Origin of the sequence: Sphingorhabdus wooponensis (assembly GCF_003933235.1) — a bacterium.
Taxonomy (GTDB): Bacteria; Pseudomonadota; Alphaproteobacteria; order Sphingomonadales; family Sphingomonadaceae; genus Sphingorhabdus_B; species Sphingorhabdus_B wooponensis.
The window spans coordinates 1,487,185-1,511,247 of record NZ_RWJI01000001.1 but is presented as its reverse complement, the minus strand read 5'-3'; the positions used below and the strand labels follow the sequence as shown (position 1 = coordinate 1,511,247).

23 protein-coding genes are annotated in these 24,063 nt (G+C 57.1%); 12 read left to right on the top strand and 11 right to left on the bottom strand.

From position 1 onward, the window contains the following. The first annotated feature begins 7 nt into the window (after positions 1 to 7). The 3 genes from D7D48_RS07415 to D7D48_RS07405 all read left to right on the top strand — a co-directional run bounded on the left by D7D48_RS07415 (position 8) and on the right by D7D48_RS07405 (position 4,954). Complete coding sequence (locus D7D48_RS07415; RefSeq protein WP_245964374.1) at positions 8 to 2,260, top strand: alpha-galactosidase; 2,253 nt, start codon at positions 8 to 10, stop codon at positions 2,258 to 2,260. A gap of 118 nt (positions 2,261 to 2,378) precedes the next feature. After that, positions 2,379 to 3,386 (top strand): ligase-associated DNA damage response exonuclease, encoded by a 1,008-nt coding sequence (locus tag D7D48_RS07410; protein ID WP_125230659.1) that lies wholly within the window; start codon positions 2,379 to 2,381, stop codon positions 3,384 to 3,386. After that, positions 3,386 to 4,954 carry a cisplatin damage response ATP-dependent DNA ligase gene (locus D7D48_RS07405; protein WP_125230658.1) on the top strand — a complete coding sequence of 523 codons (1,569 nt, stop codon included), beginning with the start codon at positions 3,386 to 3,388 and terminating at the stop codon, positions 4,952 to 4,954. The genes D7D48_RS07410 and D7D48_RS07405 overlap by 1 nt, the downstream gene beginning before the upstream one ends. A 262-nt stretch (positions 4,955 to 5,216) precedes the next feature. On the opposite strand, the gene D7D48_RS07400 is transcribed toward D7D48_RS07405, so the two are convergent. From D7D48_RS07400 to D7D48_RS07380, 5 genes are read right to left on the bottom strand one after another with little or no spacing between them, the layout of a single operon-like run. Continuing rightward, positions 5,217 to 6,086 (bottom strand): alpha/beta fold hydrolase, encoded by an 870-nt coding sequence (locus tag D7D48_RS07400; protein ID WP_125230657.1) that lies wholly within the window; start codon positions 6,084 to 6,086, stop codon positions 5,217 to 5,219. Then, positions 6,083 to 9,496 carry a chromosome segregation SMC family protein gene (locus D7D48_RS07395; protein ID WP_125230656.1) on the bottom strand — a complete coding sequence of 1,138 codons (3,414 nt, stop codon included), beginning with the start codon at positions 9,494 to 9,496 and terminating at the stop codon, positions 6,083 to 6,085. The genes D7D48_RS07400 and D7D48_RS07395 overlap by 4 nt, the downstream gene beginning before the upstream one ends. 52 nt (positions 9,497 to 9,548) lie before the next feature. After that, positions 9,549 to 10,286, bottom strand: a complete 738-nt coding sequence (locus D7D48_RS07390) for a DsbA family protein (protein WP_125230655.1) — start codon at positions 10,284 to 10,286, stop codon at positions 9,549 to 9,551. A gap of 28 nt (positions 10,287 to 10,314) precedes the next feature. Then, positions 10,315 to 10,998 carry a thioredoxin domain-containing protein gene (locus tag D7D48_RS07385; RefSeq protein ID WP_125230654.1) on the bottom strand — a complete coding sequence of 228 codons (684 nt, stop codon included), beginning with the start codon at positions 10,996 to 10,998 and terminating at the stop codon, positions 10,315 to 10,317. A 44-nt stretch (positions 10,999 to 11,042) separates the two neighbouring features. Then, positions 11,043 to 11,606, bottom strand: a complete 564-nt coding sequence (locus D7D48_RS07380) for a DUF721 domain-containing protein (protein ID WP_245964372.1) — start codon at positions 11,604 to 11,606, stop codon at positions 11,043 to 11,045. Here D7D48_RS07380 and D7D48_RS07375 point away from each other — a divergent pair. The 4 genes from D7D48_RS07375 to D7D48_RS07360 are packed head-to-tail and all read left to right on the top strand — an operon-like array spanning position 11,605 to position 15,536. Then, entirely contained in the window at positions 11,605 to 12,681 is a 1,077-nt protein-coding gene (locus tag D7D48_RS07375) for an A/G-specific adenine glycosylase (RefSeq protein WP_125230653.1), read from the top strand. The genes D7D48_RS07380 and D7D48_RS07375 overlap by 2 nt on opposite strands. Next, the gene (locus D7D48_RS07370) at positions 12,678 to 13,979 is read left to right on the top strand and encodes a serine hydrolase domain-containing protein (protein WP_245964371.1); all 1,302 of its coding nucleotides are present in this window, start codon (positions 12,678 to 12,680) and stop codon (positions 13,977 to 13,979) included. Before D7D48_RS07375 ends, D7D48_RS07370 begins: the two co-directional genes overlap by 4 nt. Before the next feature lie 16 nt (positions 13,980 to 13,995). Next, complete coding sequence (nudC, locus tag D7D48_RS07365) at positions 13,996 to 14,865, top strand: NAD(+) diphosphatase (protein ID WP_125230652.1); 870 nt, start codon at positions 13,996 to 13,998, stop codon at positions 14,863 to 14,865. Then, positions 14,862 to 15,536 carry a DsbA family oxidoreductase gene (locus D7D48_RS07360; protein ID WP_125230651.1) on the top strand — a complete coding sequence of 225 codons (675 nt, stop codon included), beginning with the start codon at positions 14,862 to 14,864 and terminating at the stop codon, positions 15,534 to 15,536. The genes nudC and D7D48_RS07360 overlap by 4 nt, the downstream gene beginning before the upstream one ends. Here D7D48_RS07360 and D7D48_RS07355 read toward each other — a convergent pair. Then, positions 15,533 to 15,937, bottom strand: a complete 405-nt coding sequence (locus tag D7D48_RS07355) for a DUF1489 family protein (RefSeq protein ID WP_125230650.1) — start codon at positions 15,935 to 15,937, stop codon at positions 15,533 to 15,535. The two genes, D7D48_RS07360 and D7D48_RS07355, sit on opposite strands and share 4 nt — an antisense overlap. Positions 15,938 to 15,961: 24 nt before the next feature. After that, positions 15,962 to 17,371 carry a magnesium transporter gene (gene mgtE / locus D7D48_RS07350; protein ID WP_125230649.1) on the bottom strand — a complete coding sequence of 470 codons (1,410 nt, stop codon included), beginning with the start codon at positions 17,369 to 17,371 and terminating at the stop codon, positions 15,962 to 15,964. Positions 17,372 to 17,527: 156 nt separating this feature from the next. On the opposite strand from mgtE, the gene D7D48_RS07345 reads away from it, so the two are divergent. Beyond that, complete coding sequence (locus tag D7D48_RS07345; RefSeq protein WP_125230648.1) at positions 17,528 to 17,977, top strand: peptidylprolyl isomerase; 450 nt, start codon at positions 17,528 to 17,530, stop codon at positions 17,975 to 17,977. A gap of 97 nt (positions 17,978 to 18,074) precedes the next feature. Here D7D48_RS07345 and D7D48_RS07340 read toward each other — a convergent pair whose 3' ends face one another. Genes D7D48_RS07340 through pdxH form a run of 4 tightly spaced genes read right to left on the bottom strand, consistent with a single transcriptional unit; the run spans position 18,075 to position 20,730 of the window. Beyond that, positions 18,075 to 18,344 (bottom strand): EF-hand domain-containing protein, encoded by a 270-nt coding sequence (locus tag D7D48_RS07340; protein WP_125230647.1) that lies wholly within the window; start codon positions 18,342 to 18,344, stop codon positions 18,075 to 18,077. Positions 18,345 to 18,379: 35 nt separating this feature from the next. Continuing rightward, entirely contained in the window at positions 18,380 to 19,177 is a 798-nt protein-coding gene (locus D7D48_RS07335; RefSeq protein WP_125230646.1) for a PhzF family phenazine biosynthesis protein, read from the bottom strand. Continuing rightward, positions 19,170 to 20,123 carry a cation diffusion facilitator family transporter gene (locus D7D48_RS07330; protein ID WP_125230645.1) on the bottom strand — a complete coding sequence of 318 codons (954 nt, stop codon included), beginning with the start codon at positions 20,121 to 20,123 and terminating at the stop codon, positions 19,170 to 19,172. Before D7D48_RS07330 ends, D7D48_RS07335 begins: the two co-directional genes overlap by 8 nt. A gap of 10 nt (positions 20,124 to 20,133) precedes the next feature. Next, positions 20,134 to 20,730 (bottom strand): pyridoxamine 5'-phosphate oxidase, encoded by a 597-nt coding sequence (pdxH, locus tag D7D48_RS07325; protein ID WP_125230644.1) that lies wholly within the window; start codon positions 20,728 to 20,730, stop codon positions 20,134 to 20,136. 63 nt (positions 20,731 to 20,793) lie between these two features. Between pdxH and D7D48_RS07320 the strand changes: the two genes are divergently transcribed. The 4 genes from D7D48_RS07320 to fabI are packed head-to-tail and all read left to right on the top strand — an operon-like array spanning position 20,794 to position 24,020. Then, a complete protein-coding gene (locus D7D48_RS07320; RefSeq protein ID WP_245964370.1) occupies positions 20,794 to 21,249 on the top strand; it encodes an ABA4-like family protein in 456 nt (151 codons plus the stop codon). 54 nt (positions 21,250 to 21,303) lie between these two features. After that, on the top strand, positions 21,304 to 22,230 hold the full coding sequence (locus D7D48_RS07315) for a DnaJ C-terminal domain-containing protein (protein ID WP_125230642.1): 927 nt from the start codon (positions 21,304 to 21,306) through the stop codon (positions 22,228 to 22,230). Further along, positions 22,223 to 23,185: a YihY/virulence factor BrkB family protein gene (locus D7D48_RS07310; protein ID WP_245964369.1), complete on the top strand. Its 963-nt coding sequence runs from the start codon at positions 22,223 to 22,225 to the stop codon at positions 23,183 to 23,185. Before D7D48_RS07315 ends, D7D48_RS07310 begins: the two co-directional genes overlap by 8 nt. Before the next feature lie 7 nt (positions 23,186 to 23,192). After that, positions 23,193 to 24,020, top strand: a complete 828-nt coding sequence (fabI, locus tag D7D48_RS07305; protein ID WP_125230641.1) for an enoyl-ACP reductase FabI — start codon at positions 23,193 to 23,195, stop codon at positions 24,018 to 24,020. The last annotated feature ends 43 nt before the right edge of the window (positions 24,021 to 24,063 follow it).

The following is a 24,063-nucleotide window of genomic DNA, read 5'->3' as shown; positions in this document are numbered from 1 at the left end:
CCCCCCATTGCTTGACGCGTCAGATGGCTCTGCGCTTTTGTTGGTTGCGAAACTAGAGCATGTGTTTGAAAAGGCAACGCGTCTGATGCGCGCGATTGTCATAATTGCGCCCGAGGGAGAGAATATTTTGCGCCATATCCGATTTGATGCGCCAGATAGCTGCTTGATTTTGGCCTGCGCCAAGGGTGCGCCATTGTCGGTGCTGTATTGGGGCGCAGCCTTACCCTTGGGCGTGGATGGTGCCGCGTTGGAAGGGCTGTCCGAACGGCAGGGGATGCACGGCGTGGCGGACATATCCTTGCCTTTGTCCTTGGCGATGGAGCCAGGGCTTGGCCATCCGATGTTTCATGGTTTTGCCGCGCATAGGGAAGGCAAGGATTGGGGCAGTGTATTTACCGTCGCCAAGGTTGAACCGCGCGACCAGGGCGCGAAGGTCGTTTGCAGTGACGAACGCACACGACTTGGTTTGGAATATGAGATTGATTTTGATGGCAACAGTGGCGTGCTGCGTATCCGGTCAACATTGACCAATTATGGCGCAACGCCGCTTGAACTGAATGACATGATGACCGCGTGCCTGCCCGTACCGGACATGATGACCGATATCATCGGCTTTACCGGACGTTGGACGCAGGAGTTTACGCAGGAACGGGTGCAGCGTTATGCAGCAACCTATCTGCGCGAGAACCGCAGCGGACGGACATCGCATTTCAGCTACCCTGCTATCTGGCTAGCCGCCGCCGATACCAACGAAAGCGCGGGCGAGGTCTATGGATTTCATTTGGCGTTCAGCGGCAACCACCGCCTACGCGTCGATTCGCTCACTGACGGACGGGTGTTGGCCAGCCTTGGCGCGTTGTTGTTGCCCGGCGAAGTCCGCCTTGCGCCGGGCGAAAGTTATGCGAGTCCGGAAATTGTCGCGGCCTATAGTGCAACCGGACTCAGTGCGCTCAGCCGCAAATTTCATGACCATGTGCGGACAAAATTGCTGCGGCCTGAAACGCGGGCCAAGCCCCGTCCGGTGCATTATAATACGTGGGAAGCGGTCTATTTTGACCATGATATCGCCAAGCTGAAAGAACTCGCGACCCGCGCGGCGGAGATCGGCGTAGAGCGCTTTGTTTTAGATGACGGCTGGTTTGGTGGGCGCCGCCATGACCGCGCGGGACTGGGCGATTGGACTGTATCGCGGGACGTTTATCCCGATGGGCTAGGTCCCTTAGTCGCGCATGTGACGGGCCTTGGCATGGAATTCGGACTATGGTTCGAACCCGAAATGGTTAACCCCGACAGCGACTTGTACCGCGCGCATCCCGACTGGGTACTGGGCCTGGAAGGGGTCGAAAACGTCCCGTTCCGGTCGCAGCTTGCGCTGGATATTAGCCGACCAGAAGTCGCCGATTATTTGTTCGATGCGATCGATGCGATTCTGCGCGATCATGACATTCGCTACATCAAATGGGACAACAACCGTGACCTCAGCCATCCCGGTGGGCAGGATGGCACAGCGCGCGCTTTTGCCCAAGTTCAGGCGCTTTACGCCTTGCTAAACCGCGTCCGCAGCGCGCATCCGCATGTGGAAATTGAAAGCTGTTCCTCCGGCGGTGCGCGCGCCGATATGGGCGTTTTGGCGCATAGCGACCGTGTTTGGACATCCGACAGCAATGACGCGCTAGACCGCCAAGTAATCCAACGCGGGGCAAGCTTTTCCCTGCCTCTCGAAGTGTTAGGTTGTCATGTAGGTCCCGCAAAATGTCATGTGACGGGACGGCGGCTGTCGATGGAAATGCGCGCGGCATCGGTATTTATGGGGCATATGGGGCTTGAGCTGAATTTGCTGACCGAGCGGGCGGCGGACCTTGATGTGCTTAAAAAAGCGATAGATTTGCATAAAAAACACCGTGCGTTGCTGCATGATGGTGATTTTTATCGTTTGAACAGCGCGCCACAGTTGATCGCCAAAGGCGCAGTCGCGCGTGATAAATCCGAAGCATTATATTCGGTCGCTTATGTCGCCAGTGATGCAAAGGTTTTGCCGGGGCGTTTGAAGTTCGACGGTCTGGACCCCGAGCGCGCATATCGGCTCCAGCTTATATGGCCAAGCAATTGGCAGGCGGTGAAAGGACCGTCGGCGATAGAGACGCTGAACCTGATCGGAGAGGGGGCAATATTCAGCGGCGCGGCATTGATGCATCATGGGTTGCAATTGCCGCACGCATTTCCCGAAACCTGCTTGCTGTTTTACGCTTCAGCGGTTTGAGACATGTTCGAGGGTTGACGCTGATAATCATCTTTCGTCTGCCGAACCTTTGCAGAGGCCATTGGTTTACATCGGCACTGCCGCGTCCCATATCCGGCAGTAGAAAAGGACATTCGCTATTTCCCGAACCGCCGCCCAACATTGGATAGAGCCACATGCGCATGGCATTTATGTCAAGCCAGCCGATATGTGGATTGACCCGTCGCGCCCCGCCGAACGCGCGTTGGTGACACATGGCCATGCCGACCATGCGCGCAGTGGGCATGGAGCGGTCTGGGCAACGCCAGAGACGCTGGCGATCATGGCGCTGCGTTATGGCACCGAAATGGGCACGCCCATGCCTTATGGCGACGGGTTTGAAGCAAATGGGGTGAAGATAAGCTTTCACCCTGCTGGGCATGTATTGGGTTCTGCACAAATTCTGCTGGAACATGCAGGCGAGCGGGTGGTGGTGACAGGCGATTATAAACGGCGGTTTGACCCGACCTGCGCGCCCTTTGAACCTGTCGATTGCGATGTGCTGATTACCGAGGCGACCTTTGGCTTGCCTGTGTTCACCCACCCGCCGATTGAGGATGAGATTGCCAAATTGCTCGCCGCCCGCGCCGCGCAAAAGGAAGGGTGCATATTGATAGGGGCCTATGCGCTCGGCAAGGCGCAGCGCGTCATCGCGGAACTGCGGCGTGCGGGCTATGATGCGCCTATTTATATCCACGGCGCAATGCAGAAAATGTGCGATCTCTATGCGGCGCATGATGTGCCTTTGGGCGAGCTCATAGTGGCAACGGGACTGGCCAAAGCAGAAATGAAAGGCGCGATTGTCATTGCGCCGCCATCGGCCCTGAATGACCGTTGGGCCCAACGTCTGCCCGACCCGATAACCGCCATGGCATCGGGATGGATGCGGGTGCGGCAACGCGCGCGGCAGCGTAATGTGGAACTGCCTTTGGTTATTTCCGACCATGCCGATTGGACCGAGTTGACCGAAACTTTGTTGGAGCTTCGGCCCAGCGAGACATGGATTACCCATGGCCGAACCGATGCGCTTGGCCGCTGGTGCGAGCTGCACCAATTGAAGGCGCGCGCGCTTGATCTGGTTGGCCGTGAAGAAGAGGATGAAGGCTGATGCAGGCTTTCTCCGCACTTATCGATGGGCTGATTTACACGCGCTCGCGCGATCATAAGGTCCGACTCATTGCCGATTATCTGCGCTCTACACCCGACCCCGATCGTGGCTGGGCATTGGCGGCGCTGGCGGGCACGCTCAGCATAGCAACGGTCAAAGCTGCCGCGATACGTGCGATGGCCGAGGAACGTTTTGACCCGATGCTGTTCCGTATGAGCCGCGATTATGTTGGCGACACAGCGGAAACTGTCGCGCTGATGTGGCCAGAGGTCAGCGCGGATGCCGTGGCACCAACAGTGTCGGAGGTCATCGACCTGCTCAACAGCACAAGCCGTGCGCGCGCGCCAAATGTTCTGGCGGAACTGATGGACCGGCTGGATGCCAATGGCCGTTATGCGTTGCTGAAACTGGCAACCGGCGGGATGCGCGTTGGTATATCGGCGCGGCTGGCCAAAACCGCCTTTGGGCAAGCCTTTGGCGTTTCTGTCGATGACGTTGAAGAGGTCTGGCACGCACTTAGCCCGCCTTATGCCGCATTATTTGCCTGGGGTGAGGGCAAGTCCGAGCGCCCCGACCCCGCCGACAGCGCGTTTTTCCGGCCCTTCATGTTGGCGCATCCGTTGGAGGATGGCATTGTCGATCTCGACGCATATGCCGCCGAATGGAAATGGGATGGTATCCGTATCCAGATTGCATCCACAGGCGGGGAAACGCGGCTGTTCAGCCGCGGTGGTGATGAAGTGACCGGAGCCTTTCCGGAAATCGCCGCTGCCTTCAACGGCATTGGTGTGGTGGATGGGGAATTATTGGTGCGCGGCGATGTGCAAGGCGGGGAGGCCGCGAGCTTCAATGCACTGCAACAGCGGCTAGGCCGGAAAAATGTGACCGCGGCGATGCAGGCGGAATATCCGGTGTTCGTGCGCCTATACGACATATTGTTCGACGGGGCGGAGGATTTGCGCAGCCAGCCTTGGAACGCGCGGCGGGAACGGCTGGAGCGGTTCGCGGCGCAACTTGATACTGTGCGGTTTGACCTGTCCGCGATTATCGAGGCGCGCGACTTTGACCATCTTGCGGAAATACGCGCAGCGGCGCGTGAGGCCGCGATTGAAGGCGTCATGCTGAAGCGGCGCGATGCCCCTTATCTGGCGGGGCGCAAAGTTGGCCTTTGGTACAAATGGAAACGCGAACCGCTCGTGGCCGATTGCGTGATGATGTATGCACAGCGCGGTAGCGGAAAACGCTCATCTTATTATTCGGATTACACCTTTGGCTGCTGGACGCCCGATGGCGCCTTATTGCCTGTGGGCAAGGCCTATTCGGGGTTTAGCGATGCGGAGTTGAAATGGCTCGACCGCTTTGTCCGCGATAACACGGTCGCGCGTTTCGGCCCCGTGCGCGAGGTGGAAAAATCTTTGGTGCTGGAGGTTGCGTTTGACGCCGTGCACGAATCCAAACGGCATAAATCCGGCATTGCGATGCGTTTCCCGCGTATCTCTCGCCTGCGCCGTGACAAGCCAGCGGATGAGGCGGACACAATCGCCAATTTACGCGCAATGATTGGTTAGGGTCAGGACCATTTAGATTCATCTTCGCGGTTTGAGGTCATTTTGTTCAGTGCAAGGCGGCAAGCGCGGGACTTAGTGGTTCTAAGTCCAAGCTTGCCAACGTGGCAATGGACAATATGGGTCAAATCCGAAGGACGCCAAAATGGCTTCGATCTCGAAACAAAATGCCCTTGCAGGCAGAATAACTGCCTGCGGCGGACATTTTCCTTGCGATATCTTTGCCATTTTGACGCCTCGAAGGTGAATCTAAGTGGTCCTGACCCTACAGAAACGCCCGCACGTCAGCCATGAAGCGGTCGAACTGGTCATGGTGCAACCAATGGCCGGCATTTTCATATTCGATGACCTTGGCCGTCGGGAAATGCGTGATGCGGCCGTCTTTTTCGGGGTTGGAGGCCCAGCTATTGGCGCCATACATCATTAACATCGGGCAGGTGATGGATTGCCAAATGGCCAATAAATCCTCACGCGGCATATCGAAAATAGCCCAGATGTTCAGGTAATTGTCGAACTTCCAGCTCCAGCTGCCATCCTCGTTGCGGCTAATGCCGTGCACCGTCAGGTGGCGTGCTTGTTCGTCGGTTAGATAGCTGTTTTCGGTTTTCATCCGTTCATAGGCGGCTTCGATATTGGGGTAGCGCTTGGGCGTGCGACCGGCGGCGTTGCGCTTGTCCTCGATCCACTGGCGGAAACGGTTTTGAATGCCGATGGCATCACGTTCGGCCTGCATCTTTGGCGACAGTCCTAATCCTTCGATGTTCACCATTTTGCGGACATTTTCAGGAAAGAGGCCGGCATAGCGGGTCGCGATATTGCCGCCCATCGAATGCGCAATGATGCTGACCGGGGCCAGGTTGAGTTGATGAATCAACTGCGCCAGGTCGTACACGAATGCAGACATTTCGTAATTGCCATCGGGCGACCAGGCGCTGTCGCCATGACCCCTTAAATCGGGTGCAATGATATGCCAGTCATGGCGCAATTCCTCGGCCACCCAATCCCAGCTGCGCGCATGATCGCGGCCGCCATGGACCAAGAGCAATGGCGGCGCATCGGGGTTGCCCCAGTCGACATAATTCAGCCGAAGGCGTTGCGAGATAAAGCTGTTGGTGATGGGCCCATGCAAAGTCATTCTGCGGCCAGTAATTGCTCTGCGCCCCCAAGGTCAACCGATACCAGTCGGCTGATGCCTTGTTCGACCATAGTCACACCAAACAAACGGTGCATCCGGCTCATCGTCACGGCATTGTGGGTGACGATGAGGTAACGCGTCTCGGTCTCCTGCGTCATGGCGTCGAGCAAGTCGCAGAAGCGTTCGATATTGGCGTCGTCCAACGGCGCGTCGACTTCGTCGAGCACGCAAATTGGCGCGGGGTTGGTCAGGAACAATCCGAAAATCAGCGCGACCGCCGTCAGCGCTTGTTCACCGCCCGATAGCAAGGTGAGCGATTGCAACTTTTTTCCCGGTGGTTGCGCGAAAATTTCAAGGCCAGCCTCCAACGGATCATCGCTGTCAATCAACGCCAGATGCGCTTGTCCGCCATTGAACAAGGTTGAAAACAAGCGGCGGAAGTGGCCGTCTACCGCCTCAAATGCGGTGAGCAACCGCGCGCGGCCTTCGCGGTTCAGGCTGCCGATAGATCCGCGCAAGCGGTTGATGGCAAGGGTGAGCTCTTCGCTTTCGGCAAGGCCACTGCCTTGCTGCGATTCCAGTTCGGCCAGTTCGTCGGCGGCGATCAAGTTGACGGGGCCAATACGCTCGCGTTCGTTTTGTAGGCGGTCGAGGCGGCTCGATTCCACGCCTGCATCGTCCATCGCATCTTCGTCAAAGCCCAGTTTTTCCGGCAGTACGGGGGGTGGACATTCGAAGCGTTCCCCCGAAATGCGGCCCATTTCGATGCGGCGATGCTCCTGATTTTCGGCGCGGGCTTCGGCGCCTGCGCGGGCTTCGCGGGCTACAGAAAGCTGTTCGGCCGCCGCCGACAATTCGCTTTCCAGCGCGCGCAGCGTTGTTTCATGCGCTGTTTCAGCGGTTTGCAGGCCAGCAAGCTTCTCGGCCAATTGCTCTTTGTCCGCACGCAAATTGGCTATGTCACGGGCCAATATTTCCGGCCTTCCCGCCATCGCTTCCTGCTCGGTCGCTATGTCGGCGCTGCGTTTGTTCATCTCGGCGATCCGGCGTTCGGCTTCGCCTGCGCGTTCCTGCCAACTGCGAATTTCGGCCATCGCCACGGCGCGGCGCTCGCGGCTTTGCGCTATGCGTTGTTCGAGCGCCGACAGGTCCGCCTGATTACGCGCCAACAGATCGCGCGTTGCCTCATGCGCGTCTGTGAGGTTTTGGACGAGGTCCGCATGATGCGACCCGTCGGGCAGGGCGTTGCGTGCCGTCTCGGCCGCTGTGCGTTCCGCTTGCGCTTCGGCCAAATCCTGCGCGGCTGCGGCCATTCGGTCTCCAAGTGCGGCCTTCGCAGATTTTAGGTGCGTCCACGCGTCTTCAGCTTGATCGACCGCGCGCAGGGCGTGGCGCAATTGGCCTTCGGTTGCCACACGCGCTGCGGCTGCCGTGCGGACTGCGTCCTGCGCCTTGTCGATTTTATCTGTCATCTGCAACAGGCTTTGCGCTTGTGCATCGAGCGCGGCTTGCGCGGGCGCGATGAGCGCATTCAATTCGGCCAAGCGGTTGGCGCGGACCAATTGTTCGGCAATCGTCGCGCCATCGCCATCGGTGGCAAAGCCGTCCCAGCGGCGCAATCTGCCCGCTAAGGTCACCAGACGTTCGCCGGGGGTGAGGGCTTGGCCATCATCGGTTTCGGCCACACGCACCATAGACAATCGCGCCGCAAGCTCGGGCGGGGCATCGACAAAATGGATCAGGGCGGTGTCGGCGGCCTTGCCCAGCGCGGCCGTCCCGCCAAGCCAGCGGCGTCCGGTTTCGCCGCCAATGCTGGCGTCCGCGTCATCGCCCAGTGCAGCGGCCAACGCGCGTTCATAACCGGGCTTCACCGAAATACGGTCGATGGCTTTATTGCCTTGGCCCTTGGTCAAGGAACGCTGCAGCGCGTTTTGCTCGGTTAACAATGCGGCGAGTTCGGCCTTGGCACTGGCGATGGCGACTTGGGCGGCATCGCGGGCGGAGATTAGCGCGGCACGCTCCGCTTCTGCGGCTTCATGCGCGTTGCTGTCCGCTTGCAATTGTGTTTGCAGCTTTTGGACATCCGCATCGGCTTGGTTTTTGGCCGACACATATTCCGCTTCATACCCCAATGCGTCTTGTTCACTGGCAATGCGAGCACAGACCTGTTCAGCGCGTCCTGCACGCGTTGTCGCTGCCGCCAGCGCGGCATCGGCCACGCGCAATTCGGCGTCTGCGCGCGCTTGCTCGGCGGATGCATTGGCTAAGGCAATTTCGCTTTCGCGCGCTTGCCGTTCGGCATTTTCCGCGGTGCGCAGAAGGGCAGGGCGCTCTTCCTCTTGCGCTTTAATCTGGTCGGCGAGCTTGACGCTTTCCGCCTGCAACCGGGCTAGCGCATCGGCTGCGTCATGCGTGAGCTTGCCTTCGCGCGCACCATCATCGGCCATGCGTGCCGCTTGCGCCGCGAGGTCGGATTCACGCTGAATAATCCGTTCATATTCGCCCGTCAGTTGCACGAGCTTGTTCGACACATCACTGGCCGCATCGCGCGCCGCCATGGCCACGGCCCGCGCATCGGCAAGCTGGCGCACCGCCTCTTGTTGCTTTTCGGTGAGGACGCGTTGCGCAACGGCAGCGTCCTCAACGGCTTTTGCCGCTATATTGGCCTCGGCGCGTGCGACATCGGCCGCAGCCTTCGCCTCACGCCAGCGGACAAAAATTAATCGGGCTTCTGCTTGTAAAATGTCTTTGGTCAGCGTGCGATAGCGTTCGGCCTGCTTGGCTTGGCGGCGCAACTGGCTGGCGCGTGCCTCCATATCGGCAAGGATCGTGGCCAATCGCACCAAATTGCTTTCGGCGGCGCGCAGTTTCTGTTCGGCATCTTTGCGGCGGACGTGCAGGCCGGAGATGCCAGCCGCTTCCTCCAGCATCTGTCGGCGTTCTTGCGGCTTGGCGGAGATGATGGCGCCAATGCGGCCTTGGCTGACCAAGGCAGGGGAATGCGCGCCCGTTGCGGCATCGGCGAAGATAAGCGCAACGTCTTTCGCGCGCACATCGCGGCCATTGGACCGATACGCGGAACCCGCACCCCGTTCGATCCGGCGGGTGACTTCTAATTCGTCGCCACTGTCACTGTCGGCGCTATCATCGCTGCGTTCGGCCAATATTGTGACTTCGGCAAAATCGCGCGGCGGGCGGGACGCGGTTCCGGCGAAGATCACATCTTCCATGCCCGCGCCGCGCATTGATTTTGCGCTGCTTTCGCCCATCACCCAACGGATGGCCTCCAACAGGTTGGATTTGCCGCAGCCATTTGGCCCGACAATACCGGTTAGCCCGCTTTCGATCCGGAGTTCAGCGGGCTCGACAAAGCTTTTGAAGCCGACAAGTTTCAGCTTCTTTATCCGCAAGGGGTGAACCCCGTTGCGGCTAAAGCGATGTCAGGCCCCCTGCGCGTCATATTTAGCGTGCGCCGGCCTCGACCAGCTTGCTTTTCACTTGCACCCATGAGCTGGCGTCCAGCTTCGCGCCGTTGAGCAAGAAGAAAGGCGTGCCTGACACATTATCTTCCTTCGTTCCACGCTCCGTGGTTTTGATCAGTGCGTCAATCGCGGCCTTGTCCGACAAGCACGCTTTGGCTTGGTCTTCGCTAATGCCGCGTGATTTCACAAATTCGATCAAGCCCATTTTGGTGCCGAGCAAAGTGGCGATCTGTTCTGGGGACATTTTCTGCATCGCTTGTTGATCCGCCTCCGTCACCGTGCTGATTTTACCAAGCCACGAAGCCTGCTCCGCATAGAGCTGGTCAGTCAGCGGGAAGAACGCCTCAGGCCCGCTGCATTGCGCCAAAAGAAAGCCAGGAACGTCCTGAATACCATGGACAAGGAATGGCCGGAATTCCATTGAGACAGTGCCGTCATTGACGAGCTTGTGCAATTCCTCGGTCGACTGCATCGAAAATTGTGCGCAGCCTGGGCAGGTAATGGCGCCATATTCGACCAGCTTCAATTTCGCATCGGGGTTGCCCATTTGATAGCCACCAAATTCGGTTTTGGTGACAACATCGACCCATGCCTTGTCCGCAGGGGCGGCAACCTTGGCCAACGGTTCACCCTTTGGTGCGCCAGCCGTGTCGGCGCCGCCACAAGCCGCAAGTGCGAATGCGGCAGCAGTTGTCAAAATGAATGTCTTGATACGCATGTGATATCCTTCTGTCTGGAATCTCAGTTTACTTCATTGCCGCCTGTAATTCAGCAACGTTATGAATATGGTCCTGCAAAACGCCATTGACCAAAAATGCCGGCGTGCCGCGTACACCCAAAGCAGATCCCCCTTCGGTCATGCCAATAACGGCATTGAATGCCGCTTTGTTGGCCAAGCAGGTTTTTGCCTGCGCGGGGGTGATCCCGCGTTGTTGCATGATGGGGCCAAGGCCGATTTCGTCAAAAGCGCCGATCATGAAACCGGCATAATCTTCGGCCTTCAATTTATCGCGGGTGGCCGCGCTAATATTTTTGGCCTTTCCTGCCCAAGTGGCTTGGGTTGCGAACAAGTGCCGTTGATTACCAAAAAACTTTGCCTTGCCGCCGCAGCGCGCGAGCATAGCGGCGGTTAAGTCAATTGGATTGAGCACCATGTTGCGAATTTCGAGGCTGGCCTTGCCAGTGGCGACAAACCGCGTTTTGAAGGCAGGTGCTTCCTTCATTTCAAAATCCGCGCAATGTCCGCAAGTGTAGCTTAGATATTCGACCACTTTGTTTGGCGCAGCAGGGTTGCCCAGAATATGCGCGCCCTTGTCCGTGACCGTCACCGTTGATAGCCATTTGTTTGGCGCAGGCGCCGCAGATAAGCCAGCCGACAACGCCGCAACACCCACCAAAATTGCGCCCAGATATTTTTTCATATGCGACATAGGGATGGACCTTATCCTTCGAAATTTATCTTGCGCATCTGGTATCACTTGCCGTCTTTGGCAAGGCTTTTTGCGAGGCTTTCAAGGACGGCAAAAAGCTCCGGATCGCCAATTTCACGCAAGGATTCGCCCAATTCCATTGGCACGGGCTTTAACATCGGTGCGGCAGTTGGCGGACGCAGCTTTGGCTTCGCGACCGGGCCTTGGCGGACTTTGACTCGCGCAACCGCCCCATATCCAAAAAAGCGGTTCACGCGCTCAATGATTTCCGGAAGCACATGTTGGATCATCGTGGCGTGTGCGCCCTCCACGGTCAGTTCCAGCGTGCCGTCCGATTTCTTGCCAATTGGAAAGCGAATAGCCTCTGGCGCGGACACAGCGGCATAGCGCGCGCCAACGATCTCGTCCCAGCGGCTGACAACAGAGCTTTGTACGAAACCAAATTTCCGGAAAGCTGCACGGCCGATATCAGGCATTAAAGACGATACAGACTTCGCCTCACCACCACGTGGACGCTGAAATGTTTTGGGCGTCAGCGCCTTTTTGGTACCTTTTGGGGGTGGTGGTGACTTGCCTTTATCCATCCCCTGTTCCATGCCATTTTTCATGCCAGTCGTCCAACATAGCATCCATAATTCTGGGGATATCGCGCCGGCCTTGCTCGCGCATTATGACGCGCATGCGCGGACGCTGCCTTGGCGCACGCCGCCGGGGCAAGGCTTTGCCAATCCCTATCATGTCTGGCTGTCAGAAATTATGCTGCAGCAGACGACCGTTGCGGCGGTGGGAACCTATTTCCACACATTTACCCAAATCTGGCCGGACTTTGCGGCGCTGGCGGCGGCGGATGACGCTGATGTCATGGCAGCATGGGCCGGCCTTGGTTATTATGCCCGCGCACGCAATTTGTTGAAATGCGCGCGGGTGGTTGTGGTGGAGCATGCAGGTCGTTTACCGGAGACCGAGGCGGAATTGTTGAAGCTGCCAGGTATTGGCCCTTATACCGCCGCCGCCATAGCCGCGATTGCGTTTGGGCAAAGGGCTGTCGTCGTCGATGCCAATGTCGAACGGGTCGTGTCGCGTTTGTTTGCGATTGCGCCACCCTTGCCGCAGTCAAAGCCGCTTATTCGGGATGCGATGGACAGCATTACGCCCAAGGGGCGCGCTGGCGACTTTGCGCAGGCAATGATGGATTTAGGGGCAGGGATATGTTCGGTGCGTGCGCCCTCTTGCCAATTATGCCCGCTGGCCTTTGCCTGCGATGCCAAAAGGCTTGGCAATCCCGAAATCTATCCCGCCAAAACGCCCAAGATGGCCAAGCCGCAGCGCACAGGCACTGTTTATTGGATACAGCGGGATGGTCATGTCTGGCTGGTGCGCCGTGACAACAAAGGCCTGTTGGCGGGTATGCGCGCCTTGCCCGATGACCAATGGACCGCCCGATTGGATGGTCATAAGACGCCGCCTGTCCCTTCCAAATGGCAAAAATTGCCCGGCCAAGTGTCGCATGTTTTTACCCATTTTTCGCTTCTGCTCGACATTGCCGTTACGGCATGGCCAGCGGGGGCAGATGACCTAAATATAGGTGAATGGTGGCCACTAAAATCGCTCGACAAGGCTGGTCTGCCGACCCTATTCAGAAAAGCAGCAGAGGCGGTAATGCGCGCAGGAGAGAGAGTATGAATATGCAGGATAGCGAACAGGCGATGATTGGTCGGCGCGGGTTTTTGGCATGGGGCGGTCAATTGGCAGCTTTGGGTGCCATGGGTGCATTGGCACCGGCACGCGCATGGGCTCAGGCGGCCGATTTATATCCGACCATCCGGACGCAGTTTCAAAGCTATGTCTCTTCGGGCAAGCTGCCCGGTGTTCTTGCCACCATTGGCCGCGCGGCCGGAATGCCCGATGTCATCGCTATGGGCACGCAAGGACTGGGCGAAACAACGCCTGTGAATATCGACACATTGTGGCGCATCTATTCGATGACCAAGCCTGTCACCGGCATCGCCGCCATGATCCTTGTCGGCGAAGGCAAGATGAAGCTCGATCAGCCGATTGCCGATTTCTTGCCAGAATTTGCCAATATGACCGTGCTGACTGACCCGGACAAAAGCCTCGATGCGGTGCCTGCTAAGACCCAGATTACCGTTCGCCATTTGCTGACCCATACCGCTGGCCTTGGATATTCCATCGTTACCAAAGGGCCATTGCTTCAGGCCTATCTGGACAATGGCATTACGCCGGGCATCGTCAGCCGTTTTCCCATTCCGGGCCAAGCCGCAAGTGCGCCAACGCCAGATCTTAAGACATTTTCCGAACGGCTTGCAAAGCTTCCTTTGATTGCCGAACCGGGCACGAAATGGAGCTATTCCATCTCGCTCGATTTGCTGGGCCGCGTGATTGAAGTTGCGAGCGGCATGGATTTTGAGGCTTTTCTCAAAACCCGCATTTTTGAACCGCTAAAAATGACCAGCAGCTATTTCCAAGTGCCCAAGTCGGAAACCAAACGCTTTGTATCCAATTACGCCCCTGTGAATGGCGTGTTGTTCCCCATCGACCCTGCAGCGACGAGCATTTACCTCGACAAACCAGCTTTTGCCTTTGGCGGCGCTGGCATGGTGACGTCTGCGCGCGATTATGACCGTTTCCTCAACATGTTGGCCAATTATGGCGAATTGGACGGCGTCCGCATCATGTCGACGGCAACCGCGAAACTTGCCATGTCCGATTTACTGCCATCGGCGGTCTCAACCGATGGCACTTATGCCGACGGCGCGGGCTTTGGCGCGGGTGGCCGTGTCGGGAAGGGCGTGAATGCAGGCGTGTTCGGCTGGGGCGGTGCGGCTGGCACGGTGGCGTTTGTCGATCCAAGAAGCAAATTACGCGCCGTTTGCATGGCGCAATATATGCCCAGCAACGTCTATCCGTTCCACGCAGATTTCGCCAAATGGGTCCTGAAGGACTTAGGCTTGCCCGCTTGATCGGGTGGATGATCCGATGATGGCTCCTGGATTTACCGGCTCACCGCTCGACCGCGCGGACCGCGTGCGCAATGATGTAGAGGCTTATGGCCTGTTGCTGGGGGATTGGCGGGCGCGGGTTTTGGGGCTGGACGGGCTTGACCCGCGGGTCAGCGATGCAGGCGGCCTGCACTGGCATTCTTTGGCGGAGCTTGAAGGTTCAGAAGAGCTTATCCTGCTTGGCCTGTCCGATGGAAAGCCGCATTTTGTGGCGTTGGTCGACGCCGCTGGCGATGCGTTTCGTTCGCCTGCTATCTGGCGGGCCTTGTCGATGCTACCCGCCGAAGATGCCGCAATCTATGGCACGGCACGCAGCCTGATTGAATGGCATAATGGCCATCGTTTCTGCGGACGCTGCGGCGCGGCGACGGTGTTGTTCCGTGCAGGCTGGGGCCGCAAATGTGGCAATTGCGAAAAAGAACATTTTCCGCGCACCGACCCTGTGGTCATCATGCTTGCTGAATTTGAAGGCAAGGCTTTGGTTGGACGGCAATCGCGTTTTCCGCCGGGCAATTATTCGGCGCTGGCGGGCTTTTTGGAACCCGGCGAATGCATTGAAGAGGCCGTCCGCCGCGAAATTCATGAAGAAGCAGGCGTGACCTGCGGCGCGGTGCGTTATGTCACCAGCCAGCCTTGGCCCTTTGGCGGATCACAATTGATGATTGCCTGCACCGCAGATGCGTTGGACGACGCACTCACGCTCGACACGGACGAGATTGAAGATGCGATGTGGGTGACGAAGGATGAGGCCATCGCTGCTCTAAAGGGCGACGCCGACCGTCGTTTCAACGCGCCGCCGCCCTTTGCTATCGCGCATAGCTTATTGCGCCATTGGGTGTCGCAATGACGGCCGACGCAGTGCCGTTGCGCATCGACATTGTGTCGGACGTGGTGTGCCCATGGTGCATCATTGGCCTGAAACAAGTGGAGAAAGCGCTTACTCTTGTGGGGCAAGATATTGCCGCCGAAACTTACTGGCATCCGTTCGAACTGAACCCGAACATGCCGCCCGAAGGCGAAGATACCGCCGAGCATATCGCGCGCAAATATGGCAGCACGCCCGAACAAAGCCGCGCCAACCGGAGCAGACTGTCGGACATCGGCAACAATGTCGGCTTCGCGTTTAATTATGGCGAAGGCATGCGCATTTATAACACGTTCAACGCGCATAAATTGCTGACGATATTCGGCAGCGAACGCGGATGGCGTGCGCAGACGGCGCTAAAAATGGCGCTTTTCACGGCCTATTTTCAGGACCGCCGTGATGTGAGCGATGTTGACGTCTTGTGCGACATTTCCGCTGCGCAAGGCATGGACCGCGCCGTGGCCTTGGCATGGATTAACGATGCCGCGCTTACTGCCAGTGTGCGGGCGGAAATGGCGCATTGGACTGACCAAAATATCACCGGCGTTCCGGCAATCATCTTCGATCAAAAATATATGGTCCCCGGCGCCCAAAGCGCTGAGACCTTTGCCGATGTGATTAACAAGGTGCTGACGAAGCGCGCGGCTGCTTAAACCAAACCCATTTTCATCAGCTCATTGAGCATCTTCGGCGACATTTCGTCGCGGCCGTCGGTTTCGACCGAGTCGAGATCGGGCGGGGCGTTGGCTTCTTCGAGATAGCGCCAGCCCTGATGCGCGCGCTTGGGGGTGGAGCGGACGGCGATGAGCTGGGGTCGAATACGGATCCAATGCCGACCTGCGCCATTTTCCATGAAGCCGATGATCGGGCTTCTGCCGATGATTGTATGCGTGTGAATCCAATAGAGCGAACCACCCGCCATTTCTGCAACGCGCTTGGGCAAATACCGCGTGGTTAAGCGGACTTCGCCGTCTTGGGCATAAGCCGCAAGCCGCTCGCGCAAATGCTGCGGGCTTTCCGCGCCAAAGGCGATTTTGGTCATGTTCAATGGCATGGGATTTATTTGGGAACCGTGCGGCTAACCAGCAAGGCCACTAAAGACCGCGAGGCCCAGAAAGATGAGAAAACCCATCGAATCGGTAATCATGGTCACGAAGATGGAGCTTGAAACTGCGGGGTCTTGATCCAAGCGGTCCAGCAGCACCGGAATGGCAACGCCGGACAATCCCGCGAGCGAAATGTTGCACAATATCGCCACCGCAATGACGCTCGCGAGCCGCCAATTTTCGAAAATCAAGCCAGCGCCGAGACCCGCAATCACCGCGATTGTTGCGCCGATGAGCAAAGCGACCCGTATTTCACGCCAAATTGAACGCATGGTGTTGGATTGGGTCAACTGATTGGTCGCCAGCGCGCGCACCGTCACGGCCAATGTCTGCGTCCCTGCATTGCCACCTATGGACGCGACGATGGGCATGAGAACCGCGAGTGCGACCATCGTTTCAATCGCCGCGCCAAATTGGGCAATGATGAAGCTTGCGACCATAGCCGTGCCCAAATTGGCAATCAGCCAACGCACGCGCGCTTTATAGCTGTCCGAAATCGGCTCGTTAATGTCACCTTCGCCGGCGCCCGACAGCCGTAAGATATCCTCGTCGGCTTCTTCCTGAATAATATGGACGATGTCATCGGCAGTGATGACGCCTACCAACCGTCCTGCTCCATCCACAACGGCGGCGGAGATCAGCGCATATTTCTGGAAGCGTAAGGCAACCTCTTCCTGATCCATATCGACCGGGATGAGCGTCTGTTCATGCTTCATAATTTCGCTGACGGGAACCTTGCGCTGGCTGCGCATAATCCAGCTCAATTTGCATGTGCCAACGGGCTTATGCTGCGGATCGACGACAAAAACTTCCCAGAATTCTGTGGTCAGCTCTTGGTGATCGCGCAGATAATCGATGAGCTGCCCGACGGTCATATGTTCCGGCACCGCGACCAATTCGCGCTGCATGATACGTCCAGCGGATTCGTCGGGGTACGACAAAGCATCTTCAATGACGGCGCGGTCTTCGGGGTCCAGCTCGGCCAAAATGGCTTGCTGGTCTTCTTCCTCCATATCCTCGATAATCGCGACCGCGTCATCGGTGTCGAGCTGTCCGGCAAGCCCCGCAACTTGAGATGCGGGGAGGGCATCGATAATGTCTTCGCGGACATAATCATTGACCTCGGCCAGCACCTCGGCGCTCATAAGATCGCCCAGGCTGATTGCGAGTAAGCCGCGCCGTTCGGATGGCGTCAATTCGAGAAGGTCAGCAATGTCGGCTTCGTGCAGCGGTTCAACAAGCCGGTAGACTTCGTCCAAATCGCCTTCGTCGACAGCATCGAGAACGCGGTCGACATAGTCGCGCGTCAGCCGATTGTCTTCGTCCAGCGTTTCCACGATTTCGAGATCAATACTATTCGGGTTGGCGATGTCGCTGGTCAACTGCGGGCCTCCCGTTTTTCAATCTAAGACGTTATACTAAGAATTCGCCCCTCCTAAGCAGGCGGCGTCAAAATGCAATGATTTTGGCTTTGCACCCGTGCGATGCATCCCCTAGGGCAGCCGTCATCCATTTTTAAAGCCTGAAGGAATAGCAATATGGCCGATGAAACACTTACCCTTTCGCTCGACAGCGGCGACGTTGTTATCAAGCTACGTCCCGATCTGGCGCCAAATCATGTCGCCCGCATTACGGAGCTGGCGAGCGAAGGCTTTTACGACGGCGTGAAGTTTCACCGCGTCATTCCAGGCTTTATGGCGCAGGGCGGTTGCCCCAATGGCACTGGCATGGGCGGTTCGTCCAAGCCAAATTTGAAGCAAGAATTTAACGCGGAGCCCCATGTGCGCGGCGTTTGCTCGATGGCGCGCACCAATGATCCGAACACTGCCAATAGCCAGTTTTTCATCTGCTTTGACGATGCCACATTTTTGGATCGCCAGTACACAGTCTGGGGCCAAGTGATTAGCGGCATGGAGCATGTTGACGCTTTGCCAAAGGGTGAGCCGCCTGCGAACCCCGGTGTTATCCGCAAGGCGACAGTAGCGTAATAAGCAAAAACGCAATTAAAAACGCGCGGGCGGCCATTTGGCTTCCCGCGCGTTTTTGTTTAGTAATCGGCAGTGATTAGTTACTACCGCCTTGTGTTCACTCTGGCGGACGCATCGCGTCCATCGCGGTTTTCAATTCGGCCATGGAAATTTTGTCATCCTTGTCCGTATCAATATTCGCGAAATATTGAACCAATGGGCCTTGCGCCTCATCCTTGGCAATGAAGCCGTCCTTATTGGCATCAAGAAACGCAAATATCTGCTCTGGCTGTGGCACGCCGCCACTTGGCGGGGGCGGTGGTGCGTCTTGCGCCATGACGGCGGGTGCGAGCAGGAGTGCCGACAAGACGGCGAATGACTTCAGCATGAATGATCCTTTAAACTTTGAAACGTCGTTGATGATCAGCGCAAGCTGAACATTCCCTTTACTACCGTAAAACAATGGCCTGACAACCAAACTCTGTCGCCGTCTAATTGGCAGCCCAAATATCCGCCGCGCGCCGATGCTTGATAGGCGGTGAAGCTGTTGCGACCCAGCATGTTGGCCCAATAAGGCGCGATGACGGCATGGGCGCTGCCGGTGACGCTGTCTTCATCTACGCCAGCACCGGGCACGAATACGCGGCTGACGATATCGGTTTTGTCGCCGCGTGCAGTGGCCGTAAAGCTGTCATCGCCTAACGCCGCCAAAGCCTTCATATCGGGCTTGAGCGCAAGAATTTCTGCGGCTGTTGCATAGACAAACATATTATAGCTGTCGGGGTTGCTACGCATCGCCAAAGGCGTGCCACCCATGGCGGCCATCATCTTCGGATTGTCGACTTCCTCAGTCGGAATGGCGGGGAGGGCCACGGCATAGGCATCACCTTCGCGGCGGACTTCTAATATGCCAGCCTTACGGGTGCGCAATGTGACGCGATCCATCGTGGGATTTTGGCTCAATATGATATGCCCGCTCGCCAATGTCGCATGGCCACACAAGCGAATTTCTACAGCAGGCGTAAACCAGCGCAGTTCATAATCCGCCGCGCCTGTTGCATCGGGCACATAAAAGGCGGTTTCGGCGAAATTATTTTCTTCCGCAATCGCCTGCAGCACGGCGTCATCCAACCATTTCGTCAGCGGCATTACCGCGGCTTGATTGCCGGTGAAGGGGCGATCTGCAAAGGCGTCTACATGGTAATAAGGCAGCTCAGTCATTGGCTCTCTCGTTATGCTCAATCGTATCGGACGGGATATAGCCCGTCTCATCCTTATGGCCTTCGGGGTCAGGGTGAATCAGGACTTCGACGCCGGGAAATGCATCCATCAACGCTTGTTCCACCTCATCCATGATATCATGGGCTGCCGCGACAGTCATATTCGGGTCAACCCAAACATGGAATTGGCAAAAATCATGCGCGCCGCTGGAACGGGTGCGCATGTCATGGATGCCGCGCAATTCCGGATGACGCAGCGCGACTTCAATGAAACGCTGCCTTTTTTCCTCCGGCCATTCGCGGTCCAGCAATTGGTCCAAAGCTATCCGCGCTGCGCGATAGGCGCCCCATGATAACCATAAGGCAATCGCAATCCCGAATAAGGGATCAGCTCCCCGTACATTCAACATAGTATCGAGTATGATTGCGACGATTACGGCCATGTTGAGCAGTAAGTCGCTTTGATAATGCACATGGTCCGCCTGAATAGCTACCGAACCGGTTTTGCGGACGACGTACCGTTGATAGGCCAGCAAGCCCACGGTGGCGCATATGGCAATGACCGAAACGCCAATGCCATATTCGGGATGCGCGGTCTGTTCCTGTGCGCCCAAGCGCACGATAGCGCGCCATGCGATCAATATGGCCGATACAGTAATCAACACGACTTGAAACAATGCAGACAGCGCCTCTGCCTTGCCATGGCCGAACCGGTGGTCATCATCGGCGGGCATCGCGGCATAACGGACGCTGAATAATGTCAGCACCGATGCCAGAACGTCAAAGCCCGTGTCCGCCAAGGAGGCCAATAAGGCAACGGAGCCCGTTTCGGCGGCAGCAAAAATCTTCAGTGCGAGCAGGAACAAGGCCATCGTCACGCTGGCAATCGCGGCGCGGTTGGTCAGGTCACCATGTGCATGATGATGGTGGTTGTGCGCGAGGCTCATCCTTGTAAAGTCATGGGTATAGCATGCCGGTTGTCCAACCTTCGCCGTCGCGTTCATACAGCCAGCGTTCGTGCAGGCGGAATTCACGGTCTTGCCAAAATTCGATCCGCTTGGGGCTGACCATCCATCCTGACCAATGCGGCGGGCGTGGGACATCCTGACCTTCAAAACGTGCCTCTATTTCGGCGAAACGAGCTTCAAAAGTCGCGCGGTCGGCAAGCGGGCGTGACTGGTCGGACGCCCAAGCGCCAAGTTGCGAATTGCGCGAGCGCGTCGCGAAATAGCCATCCGCAGTCGCATCATCGACCGGACTGGCGGCGCCCTCAATCCGGATTTGTCGGCGCAGCGATTTCCAATGAAACAGCAAAGCGACATTTTTATTGTCGAACAATTGCGTTGCCTTGCGGCTTTCAAAATTGGTGTAGAATATAAATCCGCCATGTGTGCCAAGGTCGCGGCCATGGCCTTTCAACAGCACCATCCGCACCGAAGGTTGCCCATCAGCGCCCGTCGTCGCCAATGCCACGGCATTGGAGTCATTTATTTCGCTCGCCCGCGCTTCGGCAAACCATGTGTCGAACAGGCTAAAGGGATCAGGTCTTTCCATAATCCACCGATAGGCTAGACTGATGCGGGTTAAAAGGGGCTAGACGATAAAATGAACTGGGACATGATATTTGGGTTAGCCAATGTGTGGGCTTTGCTTGGTTGGGTGATTTTGGCGTTTGCGCCGAAACGCGCGCGCGTTGTTCCATTGGTCTTTTTCGCAGGGGTGGTCTTGCTCGCATGTCTCTATGCGGGCCTCATCATCCCGTTGATGGCAGGGGTCATTTCAGATGGTGGACCAACCGGACGACCGCCTGCGGATTTTACGACTTTGGCAGGCGTGATGGCGCTGTTTGACTCGCCCGGCGGTGCAACGATTGGCTGGATACATTATTTGGCTTTTGACCTGTTTGTCGGTATCTGGATTGCGCGTAACGCGGATGCGCATAAAATATCCCGCTGGTTTCAAATCCCGATATTGTTTTTTACCCTGATGGCTGGGCCAATTGGCTTACTGCTCTATCTTCTGCTACGTCAATTAGCGGGTGAAAAACCCGAAAATGCCGTGCTCCCAAGTTGACTCGGGGCGCTGTAATACCAATCTAAGACGGGTAGCAGAGTAACAGGGACAAGAATGGCAGATCCTTATTCCATATTAGGTGTGTCCAAGGGCGCGGACGACAAAGCGATCAAGCTTGCTTATCGAAAGCTGGCGAAGGAATTGCACCCCGACAAGAACAAGGACAATCCGAAGGCGTCGGATAGGTTTAGCGAAGTGACGCAGGCCTATGATCTATTGTCGGACCCCAAAAAACGCGGTCAATATGATCGCGGCGAGATTGACGAAAATGGACAGCCGCGCTTTGCCGGCAATCCTTTTGGCGGCGGCGGCGGCTATAGCCAAGGTGGCCCGGCGGGCGGTAATTTTGATTTCGGCAATGGTGGCATTGACCTGGGCGATATATTTGATGGCCTGTTTGGCGGCGGTGGTGTTGGACGCCCCGGTGGCGGCCCTGGCCCACGTTCGCAGCACGCACCGCCGCCCAAAGGCGCGAATATTGCTTATACGCATCTGGTGTCGTTTACGGACGCCGCCACGCTTGCGCCGCAACGCATCATGCTGGGCGATGGCAAGACGGTGGAATTCAAACTGCCTGCTGGCATAGTTGCGGGACAGCAAATCCGTATTCCCGGCAAGGGGCAACCCGGCCCCGGTGGTCATGGCGACGCGATGGTAACGCTAAAAATTGGCAGGCATCCGGATTTGGTGCGGGATGGCGACAATATTCGCATCGATTTACCCATTTCATTGAAAGAGGCAGTGTCAGGCGGCAAGGTCAAGGTGCCGACGGTTGATGGCGCTGTCATGCTCACCGTTCCGCCGCGCACCAATTCGGGTGCTGTTCTGCGCATCAAAGGACGCGGTTTTACCGCCAAGACAGGTGTTCGGGGTGATCAGCTTGTGACGTTGATGATCCATTTGCCGACAGACCCAGCAGAGCTGGCGCGGATAAGTGATATTCTCTCGGACAGCTCCGTCCGGGAGAATATAGGTGTCTGAAATTTCGCCTCTGTCACCGGAGGCGCGCGCGCATCTTCCGGCGACAACGCACCCCAATGAAAGCGAAGCGACATGGTTTGCGCGGCTTGGCCTTCCAGGTCAGGTCGTTGAAGTGGTTAAGCGCGTTGGCGTCGGCGTGTATAGCGACGGGTTCATTCATGCGGGCAATTTCGCCTATCTGTCCTTGCTATCCTTATTCGCCTTTTGTGTCGTCGCGGCGGCAATCGCGGGGGCTTTTGGCCAAACCGAATCTGGCCTCGCGTTAATCGAAGCATTTTTCAAAACGGTGCCGCCCAGCGTGGCCAGCGCCCTTCAAGGACCTATCCAGTCCGCCATGACCGCGCGGTCGGGTCCGTTATTATGGCTGAGCGCTGGGGTTAGCCTGTGGACGGCGGCAAGTCTTATCGAAACCTTCCGTGACGTTTTGCATCGCGCTTATGGTGCAACGCCTAGCCGCGCCTTCTGGCATTATCGGTTGGGCTCTTTGGGCGCGATTATCGCGTCGGTTGTTCTGGCGATGGGCGCTTTTTCCGCGCAAGTCATGGTCACCGCGGCGGAGGATCTGGTGTATCGCTACATCCCCACCGCGCAGACGGTGGCGAGCTATTTTGCGTGGGGCCGCATCATTCCCTTTGTGACACTGTTTGTTGCGATTTACGTTATTTTTGCAGGGCTCACGCCGTCCAAATATCGCTCTTCGGATTTTCCAAAATGGCCCGGCCCCGCCTTTGTGAGCATTTGGTGGCTTGGGTTAACCGCGTTGCTGCCTAGGTTCCTATCCAGTGTGAGCAATTATGATCTGGCTTATGGCAGTCTGGCCGGCGTGATGTTGGCGCTGATTTTCTTTTACCTAATCGGCCTTGGCTTGGTAACAGGGGCGCAGTTGAACGCGGCGCTGGCCAACGCCCATGAAAATGGACTAAGGCAAGTCAAAGCACATATAGCGGACGAATGAGGATAATATGACCGGATTGATGGCTGGTAAACGCGGGCTGATTATGGGGCTTGCCAATGATAAGTCGCTCGCATGGGGTATCGCAAAGCGCTTGCATGCCGAAGGTGCCGAATTGGCCTTCAGCTATCAGGGCGAAGTCATGGAAAAGCGGGTGCGGCCATTGGCGGCGCAACTGGGTTGTGATTTCCTGATCGACTGTGACGTGGCCGACATGGCCAATCTCGACCGCGCGTTTGAAACGCTGGCGGATAAATGGCCAACCATCGACTTCGTTGTGCACGCGATTGGCTTCACCAATAAAGAGGCGTTGCGCGGCAAATATTATGACGTTGGTTTGGAAGACTTTTTGTTGACCATGAATGTCAGCGTCTACAGCTTTACCGCTGTCGCCAAGCGCGCTGCTGCGATGATGAAGCCGCTCGACCCTGAAACGGGCGAAGGCGGCGGGTCCATGCTGACATTGAGCTATTATGGCGCGGAAAAGGTTATGCCGCATTATAACGTCATGGGCGTGGCAAAGGCAGCGCTGGAAACATCAGTCAAATATCTCGCCAATGACGTGGGGCCGCAGGGCATTCGCGTCAACGCGATTTCGGCTGGCCCTATCAAGACGCTGGCGGCATCGGGCATTGGCGATTTCCGTTACATTTTGAAATGGAATGAGCTGAACACCCCGCTGCGTCGTAATGTGACGATTGATGATGTGGGTTCTTCGGCGCTCTATTTCCTGTCCGATCTCGCAGCAGGGGTGACCGGCGAAACCCACCATGTTGATGCAGGATATCATACTGTCGGCATGAAGCAGGAGGATGCTCCTGATATCAGCACGCTCTGATGTTCGCAGGGCGAGCGTTCGGGACAATTGAAGAAAACGGAAA